The sequence below is a fragment of the Paraburkholderia aspalathi genome (genome assembly GCF_905220735.1).
In the GTDB taxonomy this organism is placed as follows: Bacteria; Pseudomonadota; Gammaproteobacteria; order Burkholderiales; family Burkholderiaceae; genus Paraburkholderia; species Paraburkholderia aspalathi.
The window spans coordinates 115,373-131,213 of the sequence record NZ_CAJNBA010000011.1 but is presented as its reverse complement, the minus strand read 5'-3'; the positions used below and the strand labels follow the sequence as shown (position 1 = coordinate 131,213).

The window sequence follows — 15,841 nt, the reverse complement described above, 5'->3', positions numbered from 1 at the left end:
ATTTTTCGCCAGTGGGGAAAAAATCATGAGTGGACTGTGTTACGAGGATGCGTGCGAGGAAATCGTGACCCGCGCGGAAGCTAAGGCGGAGATCGACAAGCACGATTGCGAGGGAGGCTGGGAGGGATTTCTTGCGGAAGCGGGCGATCGCCCGGAATATGAAGGTAGGGACGTACTCGACTGGCTCGGTTACTGAGGAAATTATGCGATTCAATTCGATACTCGACCCGGAGCAGCTGCACGACTCGCTCACCGGCAAGCCGCTTGCAGGCGTAGCGCTTTCAGACCTCTACCGCTGCGACCGCTGTACGTCGTCGTACCGGGCGGACAGTGTGCAGAGCCTGCGCGACGAGAATGGCGGGGCATGCGTTGCATGCTCTGCTGTCGGAACCATCAAAGCGTGGGGTGACACCGACGACGCGACTGACCCGGTAGCGTTGACGGCTCTCGTCCACGTCAGCCTCTCCGGCATCAAGCTGATCGCCCAGGCGGCAAGAGCAGGAGAACGCGACTTGCTGACCGGAAGCGAGCAGGCAGCCTTTTTGCTCAAAGATTTGAGCGGCACAGTCTTAGCTGAAATTGCGCCGCGAGATCCTTGGACACACGAGGCGCTGTTTGCCCTGATCGACCGCGCGGAGATTGTGCGGACGGTCGCGCAAAGGGGAGGGGCTGACGCCTATCTTGGCACTGTCTGGATAGGCGGAACCGAAGTTTAAGAGACCAGGCCCCATGCGGGCCTTTTTTCTTGTCGGCCGTAAATTCAGAGGCCGTCGCATCCAGCCGGACCGGGGCACGTAGCGCGCCAGGGTAGTGCCTGTCACGCTACGTGCAAACTCCCCGCTCCGGAGTCAGAGAAGGTACGCTCTAGGGGCTTCGCCCCGGCGCTGGCCACCCAACAGTGCCGCAAGCGGCAGGAACGGAACGCCTCCCGCTGACGCGGGACGACGCGGTTACATTCCCACGTCGTCATCTGCCGCAGCGGGTCCAGTGACAATTGGCAGCTTCGCAGCCATTCCGCGGCATCTGCATTTCGCGCAATCGCGCACATCGAGACTCTCGATAGCCGCCGCCGCATCAACGTCATTTCCGTCCTAAGTGCGATCGTCAGATCGACCGCCCGAGAAGACAAGTCTTTTGCGGCCCGCGGCCGCAACAACCGGGTGCGTTTATCCGATCATTGTCCGCAGTGAGCTGCTAGCCGTTGCCTCTTGAATCTCGTGGATTCCGCGTTTCGATCGCTGGCCACCGCAAGCGTGCCGCCGGCGGCATATTGGTCAATAGCAAAAGCAAAGGGCAAGAGGCGAGGGGCATTTCCGGGCGAGGCCCGGAAACCGCTATGGCGTGCTTCGCTCGCGTTGCGAGCTGCGCATCGAGCCCCTTGCGGGTCTCGCCCCTTCGGGCTTTCAGCGCTTGCCTTTCGGCTGACGCCGACCAAAAAGGGACGTGCGTCCCTTCTGGACATCCAACCCCCTGAAATGATGCGAACTGCGTTCGCATGAGGGCGCTCGCCGCGCGGCATTCTTTGCCTCTCGTATGACCAGGCCACCAGCGCCATTCCCCTGAGTTCGTTGCCCTTTTCGCGACAGTAGCCCTCCGCCACGTCCGCGCAAGGGTTCGCTTCGCCGTGTCCTCACCCGTTCGGTGCTCGCCTTCGGCTCCGCTCCGCGTGCGGCCTCCGGGCACGCCCTTGCACAGCCGCGTCTACGGGCTCCTTTGTCGCCGGGACAACGAACTCAGGGGAACGGCGGCAGCACGGTAGCAGCCGCCGGCTCGGCAAAAACAAAACCCACGCCGGGACTCGAATCTAGGGTTCCGGTCAGCCTAAAAACCAAACTGGAGAAGCAGATGCTCTTGACGGAAAAACGGCATATCCGCTGCCGCACCACTCGCGGCAGGGTTCTGAATACCACTCGTTACGCCCGTATGTTGCGCGATTGGCCCCGGCAGGACAGCAACGCAGCGCGCATGAATAAGCACCGCAGTGCGCCGAAAAGTGGTCTCGCGGTCCGCATTGAATACATGACGGGACGGTGGATCTTCCGGCCAGTGCGCGACGAAGGCCACGCACAGCGCGTCGTGCGTCGCACGGGCATCGCTCGCACGATGCGGCTCCCTCAGACCGTCAAGATGATTCGCTCTACCGCCCACCTCTGAGCGCAAGCGCGCCTCGCAAATGAGGCGTAACAACAGGATTCAGCGAGACACGATCACCATGAAAAATACGCTTCTTCGCCGCATTGCCGCCCACTTCACGGGTGCCGACATTTCCGCCACGTTTCACGTGATGCACACGTGGCGTCGCCCCGAGGACGACGTGCGCGCAGTTCGTCTCGAAACGATGGTGAACGGCGAGAAAAAGCGCTTGACGCTGTATCGCCATGCTCCGGGAACTTGGTCTCCCTTGGCAATTTAAGGAGCCGCGACATGCAAGATACTTTCACACTCGCGCTTGAGGCTCGCACTACGTGGGCGCATTTTCGGATCGCCATAATCGCCAGCGAAGGCGCGCAGACCGGCGCGGTAAAAGTGCTGGCCGACGAAGCAGGGGCATGCGCGCAGCGACTCGGATTTGCCTGCTATCCGGACTCAACGATGCCGTACCTGATTTCTGACGTTCCGGAGTTGATCCAGCGCTGGAGTGACGGCTACGCCGAGCGCGCAGACGTACAGGTGCAATACACGGAGTTTCTCGCGGAGTACGCCGAAGACCGCCAGAATGCCGAGGATGATGCGAACCAGATGCGCGCCGAGGCTGGGCAAGATTCGGAAAGCGACGCGGCCTCATCGATAGCGGCAGTGGCCCCAACGGTGCCAGAAATCGACGCGGAAACCTTCCACCGGTCCCACGCGCGGATTACGAAAATGGCGGACGAAGCCGTTAGGCGCTGCGGCCTCTCGCATGAATACTATGTGCGACTGTTGTGCGGCACGGTCGAGGCGATGTTATTGGAATTCGCGCCCGAGATGCGCCCCGCCATCGCCGTGATCGCCCAGCGCTTTGATTACGTTACGCCGGACGAACTCGCGACCGCCGAAGCGGAGATGGCAGCGCACGGATACTGCACCCACGGCCTCACGGCGCAAACCTGCCCGTGCGGATGCTTCGAGCACTAACCAGATCTGATCGACGGGACCGGCACCGGAGCGGTCCCGGCTATCGTCTTTCTTTCCCACAAGGCACTGGCATGTTGAGCGCATTCGATCTTCAGTTATTGGCTCGCACCGAACTTGCCCGGTTCCGCTGCGCGCTTGGCGATGAACACCTGCTAGACGCCCAGGCGCTTGCCTATGAGAGCGTGCATCGCGGTGACCGAGCAACAGACTTCATCAGACGCGAGCCGATGTTGAAATCAGCTTTTGAAGTGGGGCAGAACGACCGCCTTACTGACCGTCTCGCAGATCAAGCGGCCAGTTCGATCACTTTCTAGGGGACACGCTGTCGCGGGAAAATTGCGCATGCGAAAAAAGCGCAGATGCGCAGCCTGCTGGACAGAATAGGATTTATGCGGCCACGTCGCGGGATCATCCGGGCGCGACGTTGACCAAATGAGGTCTTTGCGCGAATCGGCGCGGGTGGGGTGCCTTCTCCGCTGCGCTTCAAAGCCACCCCACCCGCGCCGGGCTCAGCACTCGTGATTGTGAGCAATGACTTGCTCACAATAGGTTCGTCCGATCTGCCTTCCGGCGCTTGCGCGCCGCTCGCCAGATCTACCGCACGAGTATCCGCTGCGCATCGCATCGCATTGCCTTGCAATGCTCGACGCTCGCGTGGCCACGCTCTGGAGCGCTTCGCGCTCCTTCGCCTACCAGACCCGACCGAACCCCGGCGGTGATCTTCCGTTATCTTCCGGAGTTAAACGATAGGTAGCAACCGTCTCAAAAGCACAATCCAGATTCCGGCTGTGCCAGCCCGGAATGAAGCTCTATCGCGCGTTCGCGCCGGCTCCGTGGTCGCCTGCGCTTTGGGCATCTACGAATGGAAACCGCGCCCGGTCGCGAGGGTCGTGGCTGAAGCCACTCGCCATGCGACCGGGCGCGGTCGTCGGTCTACCCGGGGCTAACGGTCCTGAATCGGCACACTTACCACAAGCTCCACCGCCCCCCGCTCCACCGAGTTGCCCACAACAAACTACGTTGTGGACAACTCTCGCGGCGTCCGGCTCTTGCGATTCATGGGAATCGCGGCCGTCCGTTCGGTGCCGTGGATTTGTGGAAACTGCTACGCGGCCTGCGCGACCGGTTTCTCCCGAACCTGCGCGCCTTTGTCGGCGGCCGGCTGCTCGCTCTCGCTCGGCACGGCCAGGCCGACAAGCGCTTTCACCTGCGGCACTACCTTGCGCCATTCCTCTACGTCAATCGTGTCGAGACGCTCGGACTTGAACAGATCGGAAATCGCCTTCCGGTTCTTTTCGAGGTTCGCCTTCTCTTCGTGTCTTGCCTGTTCCTTCAACTGTGCCAGGAGCCTTTCCGCCTCGGCGATTTTCTCACCAATAGACACTGCCGGTCGGCGGCCTCGGGGCTTCTTCATTTCTTCACTTTGCTTGGTCATTTAGGTTTCTCTATAGTGAGGTTGGAGTCGTGAAATTCCGGTTAGCGTGCGCCCAAGCATCATGGCTTTTTCACGCGGGAAAATCAATTCCCGGAATTTCACGACGCGGGTGGGGCGAGCCTTTTCCCAGGATTCCGAGGTACTAGAAAAAGTCAAAACCGCCCCTCCTAAGAGCACACACATTACGCACGTAACGTGCATGCGTCAAAACCATCGCAAGAGCATGATTTAACGCTATAATTTGCGTTAGCGATTAACAAAAAACGAAAGACAACAGACCAAGCAGATTCAAGGAAAAAAGCTAATAGAATCAGTTAGTAGTACGGCGTTAACGTTTGTTAACGCTTCGAACGAAAACATTCAAATTTGCATCGGGGGTTCTATGCGTGAAAGAGTCGTCGGCGTTCGCCTAGACGAGGACAATAACGAGCAATTGACGGCGCTTGCTCGCTCCAAAGGAATGACCAAATCCGCGCTTGCGCACATGTTCGTCCTCGACGGGCTGGCGCAATTTGACCGCCGAAATGACGCGCTGATGGATCGGATCGAAGCCCTGATAGATCTCGTCACCAAGTCGAATGTCCTTGCCGCGAGCGCAGTCGTTTCTGCGGCCCTACCGGTCGGCTTAGGCCCGACACTCGACGATGCGATCAAGGCGCAAATGCGCAATCACATCAAGGAGGCGGTCAAGCTCGGGCACAACATCAGCTCGACCTATGACAAAGGCACTTTCGATCAAGGGGGTGCGAATGTTTCTACCAATTGAGATCCAGTCGATCAACCACCGTGAGCAACTTCTGGCCGGAGAGTACGCGACGAACTGCGCCGTCTACTCGTCGCTGGATGGCAAAACGGTAGTCATGCACTACGAATACACACGGGTTGGAGCGGCGGTTGCAGAAGCGTGCGACCTCCTGTTCGTCGAGGAGTCGGGTGCGACGCGAATGTGCGATTTCGTCCGGATGCCCGATCGCAGCTGGCGTGACAGTTTTGGCGCGAGGTCCGATTCACTTTTGGATCTGCTTCCAGCCGAACTTGCGGAATACCGGTTACTTGAGGAAAGGCAGATGGGGTCGCAGATCGTCGGGGAGGGCGCATGAGCGAAAAGATCATTTCGGACGCTGGAGCGGGTCGTGCGTTGTTTCTGACGCGCATCAAGTTGACGACTCATGCGATTTCAATGGCTCTATGGGCCGGCGCATTACCCGGGTTGATTATTCCATTTGTCCTGTGGCTCAGCTACCTTTCGCCCAAGGACGTTGACCTCGTAAAAGAGAATCTCGTTTCGCACATGGTCGATCCGATGACCCCGCGAAAATGGAAAATGCGCGACGAGGCTGGAGAGATGAAGGTGCTCACTGTCGTTAAGGCAGACGGCGACGAGGTTCAGATGCTCACGCCGTCGCAATTCCGTACTGTGACCGTGGCATTGTCGAGGCCCGTGACGATATTTGAGTATGTTGTCTGGTCCGCCATCGCGCTCGCCATTCTTGGGTATATCCTCGTCTGGCGCTCGCTCAGTACATTGGGCAGGAAGGCTCGGGAGAACAAGCGGCTCGACGGTGCCAAGGATCTGGTCACGCCAAAAGAGCTTTCAGCAGAGGTCAAGCGGGAGGAGCCTGGCGACTACAGCGTCCTGGACGTCCTGTTGCCAAGCTCGGCGCCGATGCAAGGTATTCTCTTCCAGGGCGCGCAGGGCACCGGGAAGTCGCTTGGTCAGCATGACCTGATGCAGCAGGCATTCGCCCGGAAGCGGAAGGCCATCATTTATGACCCAAGCGGAGAATACTTCCGCGCCTACTATCGGCCCGGAAAAGACTACTTTTTCAATCCGGCGCTGCTTGGGTCTGTGCCGTGGTCGATCTTTTCGGAGTTGGTTTACGCATACGATGCGAACACGCTGGCGCAGGCATTCTTGCCGCCGAAGGCCGGCGTCGTTCACGGGGCGAACGCATTTTTTGAAGATGCGGCACGCGCACTGTTTTCCGTCATTCTGCTGCGGCTCGCTCAACGTGGTGCGAAGCACACTCGCCTGATTGCCGATGCATTTTTAGACATGCCTGACGACGAAATGGAGTTGCTGATTCGCAAGTCCGTTGCGAGTTCTGCTGTCGGGGGCGATTCTAAGGGCCAACGTCAGGGGGTCATCAGCTCAATCGCCATTTACCTCGACGGCATTTCCGCCGTACAGGAAGGCACCTGGTCAATTCGCGATTTCATCAACCGCGAAGACGACGCACGTTTTTTCATTCTCAGCACAGATGACACGCAAGCGATGTTCACGCCGCTCTATCGCCTGTTGCTTACGGTGTCATTCGGCCTGATCGCGGCGAAGCAGGAAATCGTACATGAGGACAAGTATTGGTACTTCCTCGACGAGGTGGCAAAGCTGGGTGACATCAAGCTTGATGAGGTGCAGGCAGAACTCCGGAAATACGGTGTTTGCGTGTCAGCGGGTATCCAGAGCGACAAGCAGCTGGTGACGTCGATGGGGCAGGATCGGGGCGAGACGGTGCTGAACTGCTTTAACACGGTCGTGATGCTTCGGGCGAACGAACCGAACATGGCCAAGCGCATGGCTGAACGCCTCGGCCGCAGGGATATGGCGGTCGTGTCTAATGGTCAGGCTCTTGCTGTGAGTGACTGGCGCGATGGTGGCAATTTGAATCAGGGCGAGCAGGAAAAGTGGCTCGTCATGCCGTCGAAGATCGGCCAGATGAAGAACTGCACGGCATATATCCGGCTCCCGGGCGACTATCCAGCCACGTTCGTCAACTACCGGCATTGGTTGCCAAAGTGGTATCGCCCGTGGCCGCGGCTGGCCCGGTTCAAACCGATTCAGGACACGCCACCGCGTGATCCGCGGTTCAAGGTTATTCGCGCGGAAGGGCAGGATGCCCTCGCGAGCGTGCGCGCAGAGACTGAGCGGGAGAAGGCGGAGGCAGCTCGAGTTGAGGCGGCCAAGCAGGCGATAGAAAGCGAGGGAATATGGATCGTCAAAGACCCCGAGACGGGGGAATTGGAGAAGGTTGGCGGTGCTACCGCTAAGCCGGGCAAGAGTGCAGGCAAGCAGAGCGAGACATCGACAGCGGACGACGAGGGGCTATTCCAATGAAATCGCTTTTCTACAAATGGCTGTTCATCATCGGCGGGCTCGCCGTTGCGGTGTTTACCGTATTTTTCCAGCAGGTAAGGGCGGTCAGCTCAGACTGGCTGTCGCCCAGCAGCGCGGGCCAGCCCATGCTTGTCGACTCCGACCTTGGTTCGATCAAGGAAATCAAATTTGTCGATGAGAGTGCCAGCATCGCCCGGGTAACCGTGGGTGAATTGACCGTTATTTCGCACGAAGGCGGCAGTGTGTTGGTCGGCATCAAGTTGCGCAGTAGCGCTCCGACGAGCGCGTATCCGAGTCTGCGAATTTTCCTCAAATCGGGAACACGGACTGTGCGCACGTTGGTGCTCGGTCCCACCGAATATGCGCACGGTAGCAGTCTGACCAGCGAGCAGGTTCGTATCCCGATTTCCCTTCATCCCGGAGAGTCCAGTTTCACTGCACAGGCCTTCTTTGCGGATTACGGAGACGCGCAATGATTTCGATGACGCATATTGCCGGGTCGGGCGTAGGCAACGCGGCCCGGTATCACGACAAATCCTTCACGAAGGACGCGAGCCAGAAAGCCGACAACTACTACGTCAATGAGAAGGCGTCTGCGCATTGGCAGGGGCGTGGCGCAGAGATTCTTGGAATCCAGGGAAAGGACGTCGAGCGCGAGGACTTCGTCAATTTCCTTGGCGGCAAGCTGGTCAATCCGGAGACCGGTGAGATCCAGAATCTGGCGGAAAACAGCAAGGGCGACGATCGCCGGGCCGGTATGGACTTCACGATATCGCCCTCGAAAAGCGTCTCGATAGCCGGATTGGTAGGAAAGGATGATCGCGTTGTGGAGGCCCACCTGCGGGCCAATGGCCGTGCAATGGAATGGCTGGAAAAGCACGCGGCTGTCATCCGGGTCAAGGACGAGAATGGGCGCAACAAGCCGGTTCAGGCAGGCAATCTGCTGTATGCGACTGTTTTGCACGAGACGAACCGTGAAAACGAACCGCAGATCCACAGCCACAACGTTATCGTTTCAGCGGTCTACGACGAGAGCGGCAAGAAGTGGCGCAGCCTCACAAATGATCAGATGCTCAAGCTGCGGGCGAAGGCTGACGTCATCTATAAGGCCGAATTGGCTGAAGGTCTGAAGCGGGCCGGATATGAGCTGGAATATGCAAAGAACGGTGTCGACTTCGAGATCAAGGGTTTTACGGCCGAGCATATAGAGACCTATGCGAGCCGGAAGGCTCAGATCAAGGACGCGCTGGTCAAGCGTGGTATTGAACCGGGCGAAGCGAGTTTCGATGCGCGCCAGGCAGCTGCGCTGGATAGTCGATCGGCGAAGCAGGAGCTTCCCCGCGACGTGCTTCAGGCGATCTGGCAGGAGACCGCCCAGCAGGCCGGTTTAAAGGTCGAGAATGTTGTGAATGCAGCGAGGGAGCGGTCCGGGTATTCGGCTCACCAGCAGGCGCACGACCGGGGGCAAGCAGCCACAACGGAACAGGTGCAGCAGCCGGGGTCGACTGCGGCCAGTACGCGTACGGCACGTGCTCGTGAACCCGAAGAGAACGCGCGTAAGGCCGCTGTGCGTGCGGTTTCGTGGGCTATTCAGCATCTGACGGAGCGCGAGCAGTCATTCAGCCTGGCCGAGTTGGAAGAGACCGCCGTGAAATTCAGCCGCGGCGGTATCGATGCTGTTGATTGGGCGGTCGAACAGCACGTCAAAAATCATCTGATTGTCGAGCGCGGCACTGACGAAGATGGTGCGCTCATGTACACCACCCACAAGGCAATTGACAGCGAAATGCGCCTTGCGGAGAACATCCGCGCTGGCATGGCGAAGGGGAACGGGGTTCTCACGGATCGTGCAGAGTTCGTGGCAGCGGTCAAAGCGTTCGAAGCAAAAATGGAACTGGAGACCGGTGACACGTTCAAGCTTTCGCGTGAGCAGGTCCGAGCGGCCTATAACGTCCTGATGCACCCGGACACCTACCAAGGCATCCAGGGCGAGGCGGGTACGGGCAAGACCGCGGCACTTGCCATGGTGAACGACGTAGCGACCGCCAAGGGCTGGGAAGTGATCGGCGTGGCGACGTCAGCAGCGGCGGCGAAGGAGCTGGAAGCCGCGAGTGGCATCAAGAGTGACACGGTCGCAGGTTACTTCGCCACCCAGGAGAACCGCATCAAGGCGACCGAGCTGCGGCTCGAGGAGCTGCGCGCGGCGATCAATGCGGATACCAAGATCCGTGAAACCTCCGCTTCGAGGATTGAATCGCGTCGCCTAGACGTCGCCGGCGCGGACATAGAATACGGCCAGCATCGTTACACCTTCGATCATCAGCGAGGCGAGGTATTCCGATCGCCGGATGATTTCCGCAATGCGATCGGCACGATGCTGACAGATGTCGCGAATCGAAACCGTGACGCGGCAGTGGAAGCTCGCGAGAACGCAGCTACGTTCGGCCAGCGTGTTCGCGCCGGGGCATTGGGCACCGGGGTCGAGGTCGCGCAATCGCTGGGACGGCGGTTTACGACATTCGAACAGGTCGGCACTGTTGAAGCTGTTGCGGCGCGGAATACCCTCTATCTGGAGAAGGACGGCCCAGGCAGTGAGCTAAGACATGAGTACGAGACGAAACAGGCCGAGCTGGCGAACCTCAAGCGGTTTGGCAATGCTGAAGGCCGAAAGACCCTGATCGTCATGGACGAATCTTCCCTGACTGGTGCATTTGATACTGAGAAAATATCGAACCTTGCGAGCGAGATCGGCGCGCGCGTCGTATTCCAGGGGGACATCAAACAGCATGGCAGTGTGGCCGCCGGCAGGGCGTTCGAGCAGGCGCAAAACTCCGGGATGAAAGTCTCGGTGCTGGAGGAAACACGCCGCTTCGACAAGGCAACCCAACAAACCAAGCAGGCTTTGCTGGACATGAAGGCAGGCCAATATGCGACTGCGATCGGAAGGCTGGATACTCGCGAAGTCGACGAAGCCGATCTGGCCCGGGAGGTCGCGGAACGCTATCTGACCAATATGACTGAGTTGAAGGCACGAGGCCGCGAGAACCCGAAGGTTGGCGTCGTGGCCATCACGAACAACGACCGAAAGGCGATCAACGCCGAGATCCATGGCCTGCTTGCAAAGGAAGGGCTCATCTCAGACAAGTCGTTCCCGAAACGCCACCTGGACGATCCCAAACTGACGGAGGCAGAGCAAACGCAGGCGGTGATGCTTCGGGGAAAGTTGGTCGATACGCTGATCTATCGCAAGACGTACCGCGAAATCGGTGTCGAGAAAGGCGACGTCATTTCTGTCGTCGGGTACGACTTGAACGCAAACCGAGTCATCGCAGTGAACGCCCAGGGCAAGAGGATCGAGATTAATCCCCAGCGGCAGGACTACTTTTCACCGGCGAAGCTTGAGGACCGAGAATACGCGGCTGGCGATCGCATAGAAACCCGCGCGATCATCCGGCTGAAAGATCAGGACCGGAAGCGGATTGCAAACGGCACGGCTGGCGTGATTACCGAAATCGATGCCAACGGAGCGAAAATCAGATGGACTCACAATGAGAAGGGAGCCAAGATCCGGCCGGATGCAGATCGGGCCGAGTCATATCTGACGAACCACGAGCTGCGGTTTATCGACCACGCATATGCACACACCTCGTACAAGGAGCAGGGCGCGACGAACGATCGAGAAATCATCGCGGTCAGCAGCACTGGCGCAATAGTTTTTAACAAACAGGCTGCGTACGTTGCCGCGTCACGAGCCAAGGACAACACCGAAATCGTCACTTCGGACCTCGCGACGCTCAAGAGGAACGCCGGGGCGGAGGTCGAGAAGACAACCGCGATAGAGATGGAAAAACAGCCGGAACGCAACAAGGCTCGAACGAACCAGCAAGACCTCAACCAGGGCCGCGATCCGGGTCACCAGCAGGGTACGGGTCGTTCGGGCGTGCAGCAACCGCCGGCGGAAAAGGTCAAGGACAAGGGGCAGATCCTGGAGCTTTGATCCTTCTGTGCACCTTGGACGACCCCCTAAAGAAAAACGGCCCGCTTTTTTGCAGCGGGCCGTTTTTTTGGTCTCCCAGCGCTTAGTGGTGCTGCGCGAGAGTAATCACGGCCGCGATCGCGATCGCGGCAAAAGCCGCCCACGTGATCCAGCCGTTTTTCTTCGCAACCTTCTGGCCGAAGGTTTCTTTCTTTGCGTTGTCACTTTGGTTCATTAGATGCCTCCTTTTGGCATTTTCCATCAGCTACACATGCGTCCCAAATGGCGACGCGCTTTTCAAAATCCCCTTGGCGTGACTTCTGTACTGCCTCGGGCGTGGTATCGGCGCCCGTCACGGAGACGATCGCCTTGATGAGTGCGTCCTGCTCGGCCTGCGGTGTTTTGTCAGTCTTGTACGCGATGATGATTTCGCCAGGCGTGTCCGGCTTGAACTCGACACGTCGAACGTCGATTTCCGTGTAAGCGCCCGGGTCGAGTGCGGGAAGCGGTGATGGGGTCAACGCCGAGCGCGCCGGCCGGGGGATGTTTCCTATATCCTCCGCGAGGCCCGAGTTGGCCATCACCTGCGCGCCCATGCCGGCGCCCAAAGCATGCGCTGGAATGAACAAGGCACCGACCGAAAGGACGTCGCCCGCGAAATTTCGAAGTCGCACGCTGTCCGGTAGGGTGTGAGGATCACCCTGACGCAGGACGAACCGCTCGTAATACTCGCCCTGCGTTTTCGCGAAGACGGGATAGTTCGCAGGCGACAGCGTCGCCTCGCCCAGCACATGAAACAGGTACGCGCTGTTCCTGACGAGACTGGTATCGTGTTCCTTCAGCGCTGTCTCTACACCGAGCGTTACGGGATTGTCGCTCACGCCTTGCAGCACAACTGGACTGCCACGATATCGTGTACCGCCGAGCTTTACGTCGTACGAGACCTTGCGTTCACGAACGGCATTGAGCGTCGCGTCGAGCATCGACGTGTCACCGGACCACATGTCGATAGGGCGCACAACAATGATATGCGCCGCGTCCGTATCGAGTTCGACCGGCTGCGCATGTCCGACCGATCCCCCCAGCGCGGCTACGGCAACGGCGAACGACGCCAGAACCCTTGATCGCTTCATTCTGGTCTCCTAGCTCTTGATATTCAGCGACTGTTTGATGGTCTCGCATGCGGCCGCCTGTGTTGCGAACGCACCGACGCTTTGCTTGAGCGTGTCGTAATCGGGCTGCAGTGAATGCAGTTGGTCACGCATCGATGCGAGCTGGCTTTCGTCGTCCGTTTTAGTTCTGTTCAACTGGTCGATCTGCTTGTCGCGTTTGGCGAGCTTGTCGGACTGTTCCTTGTTTGTCCTTTCGAGCGACCTGTTTCCGATGTACATCACTCCGGAGAACCCGAGCGAAGTGACAAGCGCGATTGAGCCAATCACGATCAGGACCTTGCGGATAAACAGTTTGGTGTTCGACATGGTTATTGGGCCGTTTAGTAGGTAGGAAGAACCGATGAACCGGTTTTTTGCGAGGATCCGTTTGAGCTGTTCTGCTCGATGGTTGAGTAGTTGCCGCTGATGTTCTTCGGCAGGTTTGAAAGTGCCTGGTTCGTCATCTGCGACGTGAATGCGCTGAAGTCGATCTTCGTGAAGTCAATTGCAGTGATCTGCGCGGGTGTCAAGCCACCGCATCCAACGAGCGGCAGACCCAGCTGGGTTTTACCCTGAATGTTGATGATTTCTGAAAGCAGCGAGTTGAAGGAGCAATAGTTGTCGACGTACTGAACGCAGGAACCCAACACACTCTTCGCGCACGTTTCGTTGATGTAGGTGCTCAGGCCTGATCCCTTGTGCAACGCGAGTAACTGTTCCCCCTGCGAGCACTGCGCGAGGTGTTCGATCACCTGGATCGCGACCATTGCGGCGAACACGTAGGGGTTGAATGCGAGGTAGCCATTGTCGCCGAAGGTCGCCAGTTCCATGTTGCCGCCGAGCACACCGCTCGACATCGTTCCCTCCCCGATCGTGAACCCGTAAGCACCGACTGAAACGCCGTTCGCCGCCAGACTTGTCCCTAACGTTCCGCCTCCATCAGTGGCGTTGATCGAGAACGCCGTCGTGAAGTTATCGGTCAGCGCCTGCGAGAAAATGCCGTTTGTGTACATGGCGTCGAAAACGTAGGGCGATGCCAAGTCGATCGCTTTTTCTCCAGCATATTTGACGACTGAAGCGGCTGCGCCGATCGCCGCACTCATCACTGCCGAGTTGGTCTGGCCGCCCGGTGTGCTCTTGCAACAGTTCTGGATACCCTCATAACCTTTCCGGCAACTCTCGGCGACCCCGGCGAAGATGGTATTTCCGTCCGTATAGGTCTGGCCCTCGCCGGTCATTTCCAGACCGAGCGCGCCTAGCGCGAACGAGTTGTTGTTGTTCGCCGGCGTCGTGAATCCCCCATCATTGAATAGACCGCTGGTGCAGCTCATCTGCTGCGCGGTCTGTTGCGCCTGCGTGAGGCACGAGTACGTGTAGGTCCATTCATCGCACTTTCCGGTTTCCGCGATCGTGTCGTTACACACGCTGCCCTTGACGCCGCAGGCGGAGTTGTTTCGATACTGCGCACAGGTATCCGTCGTCGTGCCCGTACAGGCGTATTGATACGAATACTGCCAGCAACTGTACGGCACCGCGAGCGCGCCAGAGGGCAGCGAAGCGGTAGAGAGGCATACCTGCTGACCGTTGGAGTCGGTCTTACACGGTGTCGTGTCGATACATGTCTGAGAGCCAGGCACCTCAGAGCAGGCGCCCGCAGCGTAGGTTTGACATTGCGCACGCGGGGAATGGGCCATCGCGAGCACACAGAGGATGACAGCTAGTGCGCGCCATTGCGTTAGCCGAGACGCGAGATTAAGCGTTTTCAATTTTGTGGCACCCCAAGTGAAACACCGGCGCTTTTCTCATAGGTCCCACACGTGTCAGTCCAGCTCGTTGTTACGGTCTTCTGGATGCAACTCGTCCCGCTCAAGGTCTGCCCGGTCGGGCAGCTGTACGTGGTTGTGGACGATGTTGTCGTGGTCGAGACGCACGTCTGTCCCTGCAGGGAGCCGCCACTCGGGCAGCTATAGGTAACGCCCACGGTGTTGGTTTGGGTACATGCCGAACCGTCCCACGTATAGCCGGACGGGCATGACTGCAGCGGCAGGTAGTCACCGAGACAACTGTTGCCGAGCGAATACACCACCGCCTCGAGCGGCATCCCTTCGTAGGAATTCGGCAACGGGCAACCCATCAGTGGTGCAAGACACAGCATGGTGCCGGTGCTGGTCGTGTTTTGCGTCGTCCCAGCTGGGCAATACGGCGTGCCGGCCAATTGCGAATACTGGACGCACTCATTCACGTTATCTTGAATATAGCCAGCGGGACAGGAGATCGTAGGGTTGTAGGTGATGGTATGCACACACACATTGCCCTGCAGGGTGCCCCCATCCGGGCAGTTTGTGGTCGACAGAGCCTGATTGATGGAGTTGACGATCGTCGTGTTCAGATATTGAGAGCACGAATCGTCTTCCTCGTCGGTGGACACGACGCAGGTATTGGTGGCGTATTGCGCCGGCGTTGTCACGACCGTTTGGGTCGAGCACGTTTGTGTGAGTGTGTTTGTCGCAGTGTTTACAAGATTTTGCGTCCCCGAAAAGATGGGATCGCTGGAGGTTACCTGATTGCCATAACCGAACTGGGACTGACCAGCACCGTACGTCCCCGCGCAGTTAGCGGAGGTGCCCTGCGCCGTGCCCGTCTTTCCGAGCACGGACGCTTCGCCGGTTGTGGGCTGCATGCACTGGTTGTTCAGGAAATTCACCGCGGCGCAATATTGGTTCTGGTACGGATCGCTGCCCGGGGTGTAACTGGCGCAGTCGACCTGTGCCTGATTGCCAAGCGCGGTCAGACTGCCAGACTTTGCTGCGGTCAACGCCGACGATGACGTGTTCGGGTTGGAAAACCCGGCGAAGCCTGAGGGCACGGTGGTTGGCGTCGTCGTGCTGCCGGACCAGGCGCTGCTGACCCCGGAGGGATTAACGATCTGAGAGGGCGAGGTAGGGGCGATCGAGTTGGCAAAGCTTGTCCCGTTGGCCACGTCGGACGCGCTTTGCGCAAAAGCGACCGGTGCGCAGAGTGCGAGGAGTAGTGGGAGCAGTCGCTTCATC

At 58.8% G+C, this 15,841-nt stretch carries 17 protein-coding genes; 11 read left to right on the top strand and 6 right to left on the bottom strand.

Annotated features, from left to right (window positions below):
- The first annotated feature begins 25 nt into the window (after positions 1 to 25).
- The 6 genes from KHO30_RS35605 (at position 26) to KHO30_RS35580 (ending at position 3,428) form a co-directional block, all read left to right on the top strand.
- Positions 26 to 196 carry a hypothetical protein gene (locus tag KHO30_RS35605; protein WP_211703691.1) on the top strand — a complete coding sequence of 57 codons (171 nt, stop codon included), beginning with the start codon at positions 26 to 28 and terminating at the stop codon, positions 194 to 196.
- A 7-nt stretch (positions 197 to 203) separates the two neighbouring features.
- On the top strand, positions 204 to 716 hold the full coding sequence (locus tag KHO30_RS35600) for a hypothetical protein (RefSeq protein WP_211703690.1): 513 nt from the start codon (positions 204 to 206) through the stop codon (positions 714 to 716).
- Positions 717 to 1,965: 1,249 nt separating this feature from the next.
- The gene (locus KHO30_RS35595; RefSeq protein ID WP_211703689.1) at positions 1,966 to 2,154 is read left to right on the top strand and encodes a hypothetical protein; all 189 of its coding nucleotides are present in this window, start codon (positions 1,966 to 1,968) and stop codon (positions 2,152 to 2,154) included.
- A 58-nt stretch (positions 2,155 to 2,212) separates the two neighbouring features.
- Positions 2,213 to 2,413 (top strand): hypothetical protein, encoded by a 201-nt coding sequence (locus KHO30_RS35590; RefSeq protein ID WP_211703688.1) that lies wholly within the window; start codon positions 2,213 to 2,215, stop codon positions 2,411 to 2,413.
- Between the two features lie 11 nt (positions 2,414 to 2,424).
- The gene (locus tag KHO30_RS35585) at positions 2,425 to 3,114 is read left to right on the top strand and encodes a hypothetical protein (protein ID WP_211703687.1); all 690 of its coding nucleotides are present in this window, start codon (positions 2,425 to 2,427) and stop codon (positions 3,112 to 3,114) included.
- Positions 3,115 to 3,185: 71 nt separating this feature from the next.
- Positions 3,186 to 3,428 carry a hypothetical protein gene (locus tag KHO30_RS35580; protein ID WP_211703686.1) on the top strand — a complete coding sequence of 81 codons (243 nt, stop codon included), beginning with the start codon at positions 3,186 to 3,188 and terminating at the stop codon, positions 3,426 to 3,428.
- 791 nt (positions 3,429 to 4,219) lie between these two features.
- Here the strand turns inward: KHO30_RS35580 and KHO30_RS35575 are convergent.
- The gene (locus tag KHO30_RS35575) at positions 4,220 to 4,549 is read right to left on the bottom strand and encodes a hypothetical protein (RefSeq protein WP_211703685.1); all 330 of its coding nucleotides are present in this window, start codon (positions 4,547 to 4,549) and stop codon (positions 4,220 to 4,222) included.
- Between the two features lie 382 nt (positions 4,550 to 4,931).
- Here KHO30_RS35575 and KHO30_RS35570 point away from each other — a divergent pair, with 382 nt between their 5' ends.
- The 5 genes from KHO30_RS35570 to mobF are packed head-to-tail and all read left to right on the top strand — an operon-like array spanning position 4,932 to position 11,661.
- Complete coding sequence (locus KHO30_RS35570) at positions 4,932 to 5,315, top strand: hypothetical protein (protein WP_211703684.1); 384 nt, start codon at positions 4,932 to 4,934, stop codon at positions 5,313 to 5,315.
- The gene (locus tag KHO30_RS35565; protein WP_211703683.1) at positions 5,299 to 5,649 is read left to right on the top strand and encodes a hypothetical protein; all 351 of its coding nucleotides are present in this window, start codon (positions 5,299 to 5,301) and stop codon (positions 5,647 to 5,649) included. The genes KHO30_RS35570 and KHO30_RS35565 overlap by 17 nt, the downstream gene beginning before the upstream one ends.
- Positions 5,646 to 7,664: a type IV secretion system DNA-binding domain-containing protein gene (locus KHO30_RS35560; protein WP_211703682.1), complete on the top strand. Its 2,019-nt coding sequence runs from the start codon at positions 5,646 to 5,648 to the stop codon at positions 7,662 to 7,664. The genes KHO30_RS35565 and KHO30_RS35560 overlap by 4 nt, the downstream gene beginning before the upstream one ends.
- Positions 7,661 to 8,140: a hypothetical protein gene (locus KHO30_RS35555; RefSeq protein WP_211703681.1), complete on the top strand. Its 480-nt coding sequence runs from the start codon at positions 7,661 to 7,663 to the stop codon at positions 8,138 to 8,140. Before KHO30_RS35560 ends, KHO30_RS35555 begins: the two co-directional genes overlap by 4 nt.
- On the top strand, positions 8,137 to 11,661 hold the full coding sequence (gene mobF / locus KHO30_RS35550; protein ID WP_244864216.1) for a MobF family relaxase: 3,525 nt from the start codon (positions 8,137 to 8,139) through the stop codon (positions 11,659 to 11,661). Before KHO30_RS35555 ends, mobF begins: the two co-directional genes overlap by 4 nt.
- Positions 11,662 to 11,743: 82 nt before the next feature.
- Here the strand turns inward: mobF and KHO30_RS39635 are convergent, their stop codons facing one another.
- From KHO30_RS39635 to KHO30_RS35530, 5 genes are read right to left on the bottom strand one after another with little or no spacing between them, the layout of a single operon-like run.
- Positions 11,744 to 11,875 (bottom strand): hypothetical protein, encoded by a 132-nt coding sequence (locus KHO30_RS39635; RefSeq protein WP_280531462.1) that lies wholly within the window; start codon positions 11,873 to 11,875, stop codon positions 11,744 to 11,746.
- Positions 11,862 to 12,773, bottom strand: coding sequence for a hypothetical protein (locus KHO30_RS35545; RefSeq protein ID WP_211703680.1), 912 nt, complete (start codon positions 12,771 to 12,773; stop codon positions 11,862 to 11,864). Before KHO30_RS35545 ends, KHO30_RS39635 begins: the two co-directional genes overlap by 14 nt.
- Positions 12,774 to 12,782: 9 nt before the next feature.
- On the bottom strand, positions 12,783 to 13,118 hold the full coding sequence (locus tag KHO30_RS35540; RefSeq protein WP_211703679.1) for a hypothetical protein: 336 nt from the start codon (positions 13,116 to 13,118) through the stop codon (positions 12,783 to 12,785).
- A gap of 14 nt (positions 13,119 to 13,132) precedes the next feature.
- Entirely contained in the window at positions 13,133 to 14,557 is a 1,425-nt protein-coding gene (gene traN, locus KHO30_RS35535) for a conjugal transfer protein TraN (protein WP_280531461.1), read from the bottom strand.
- On the bottom strand, positions 14,554 to 15,840 hold the full coding sequence (locus KHO30_RS35530) for a hypothetical protein (protein WP_211703677.1): 1,287 nt from the start codon (positions 15,838 to 15,840) through the stop codon (positions 14,554 to 14,556). The genes traN and KHO30_RS35530 overlap by 4 nt, the downstream gene beginning before the upstream one ends.
- Between the last annotated feature and the right edge of the window lies 1 nt (position 15,841).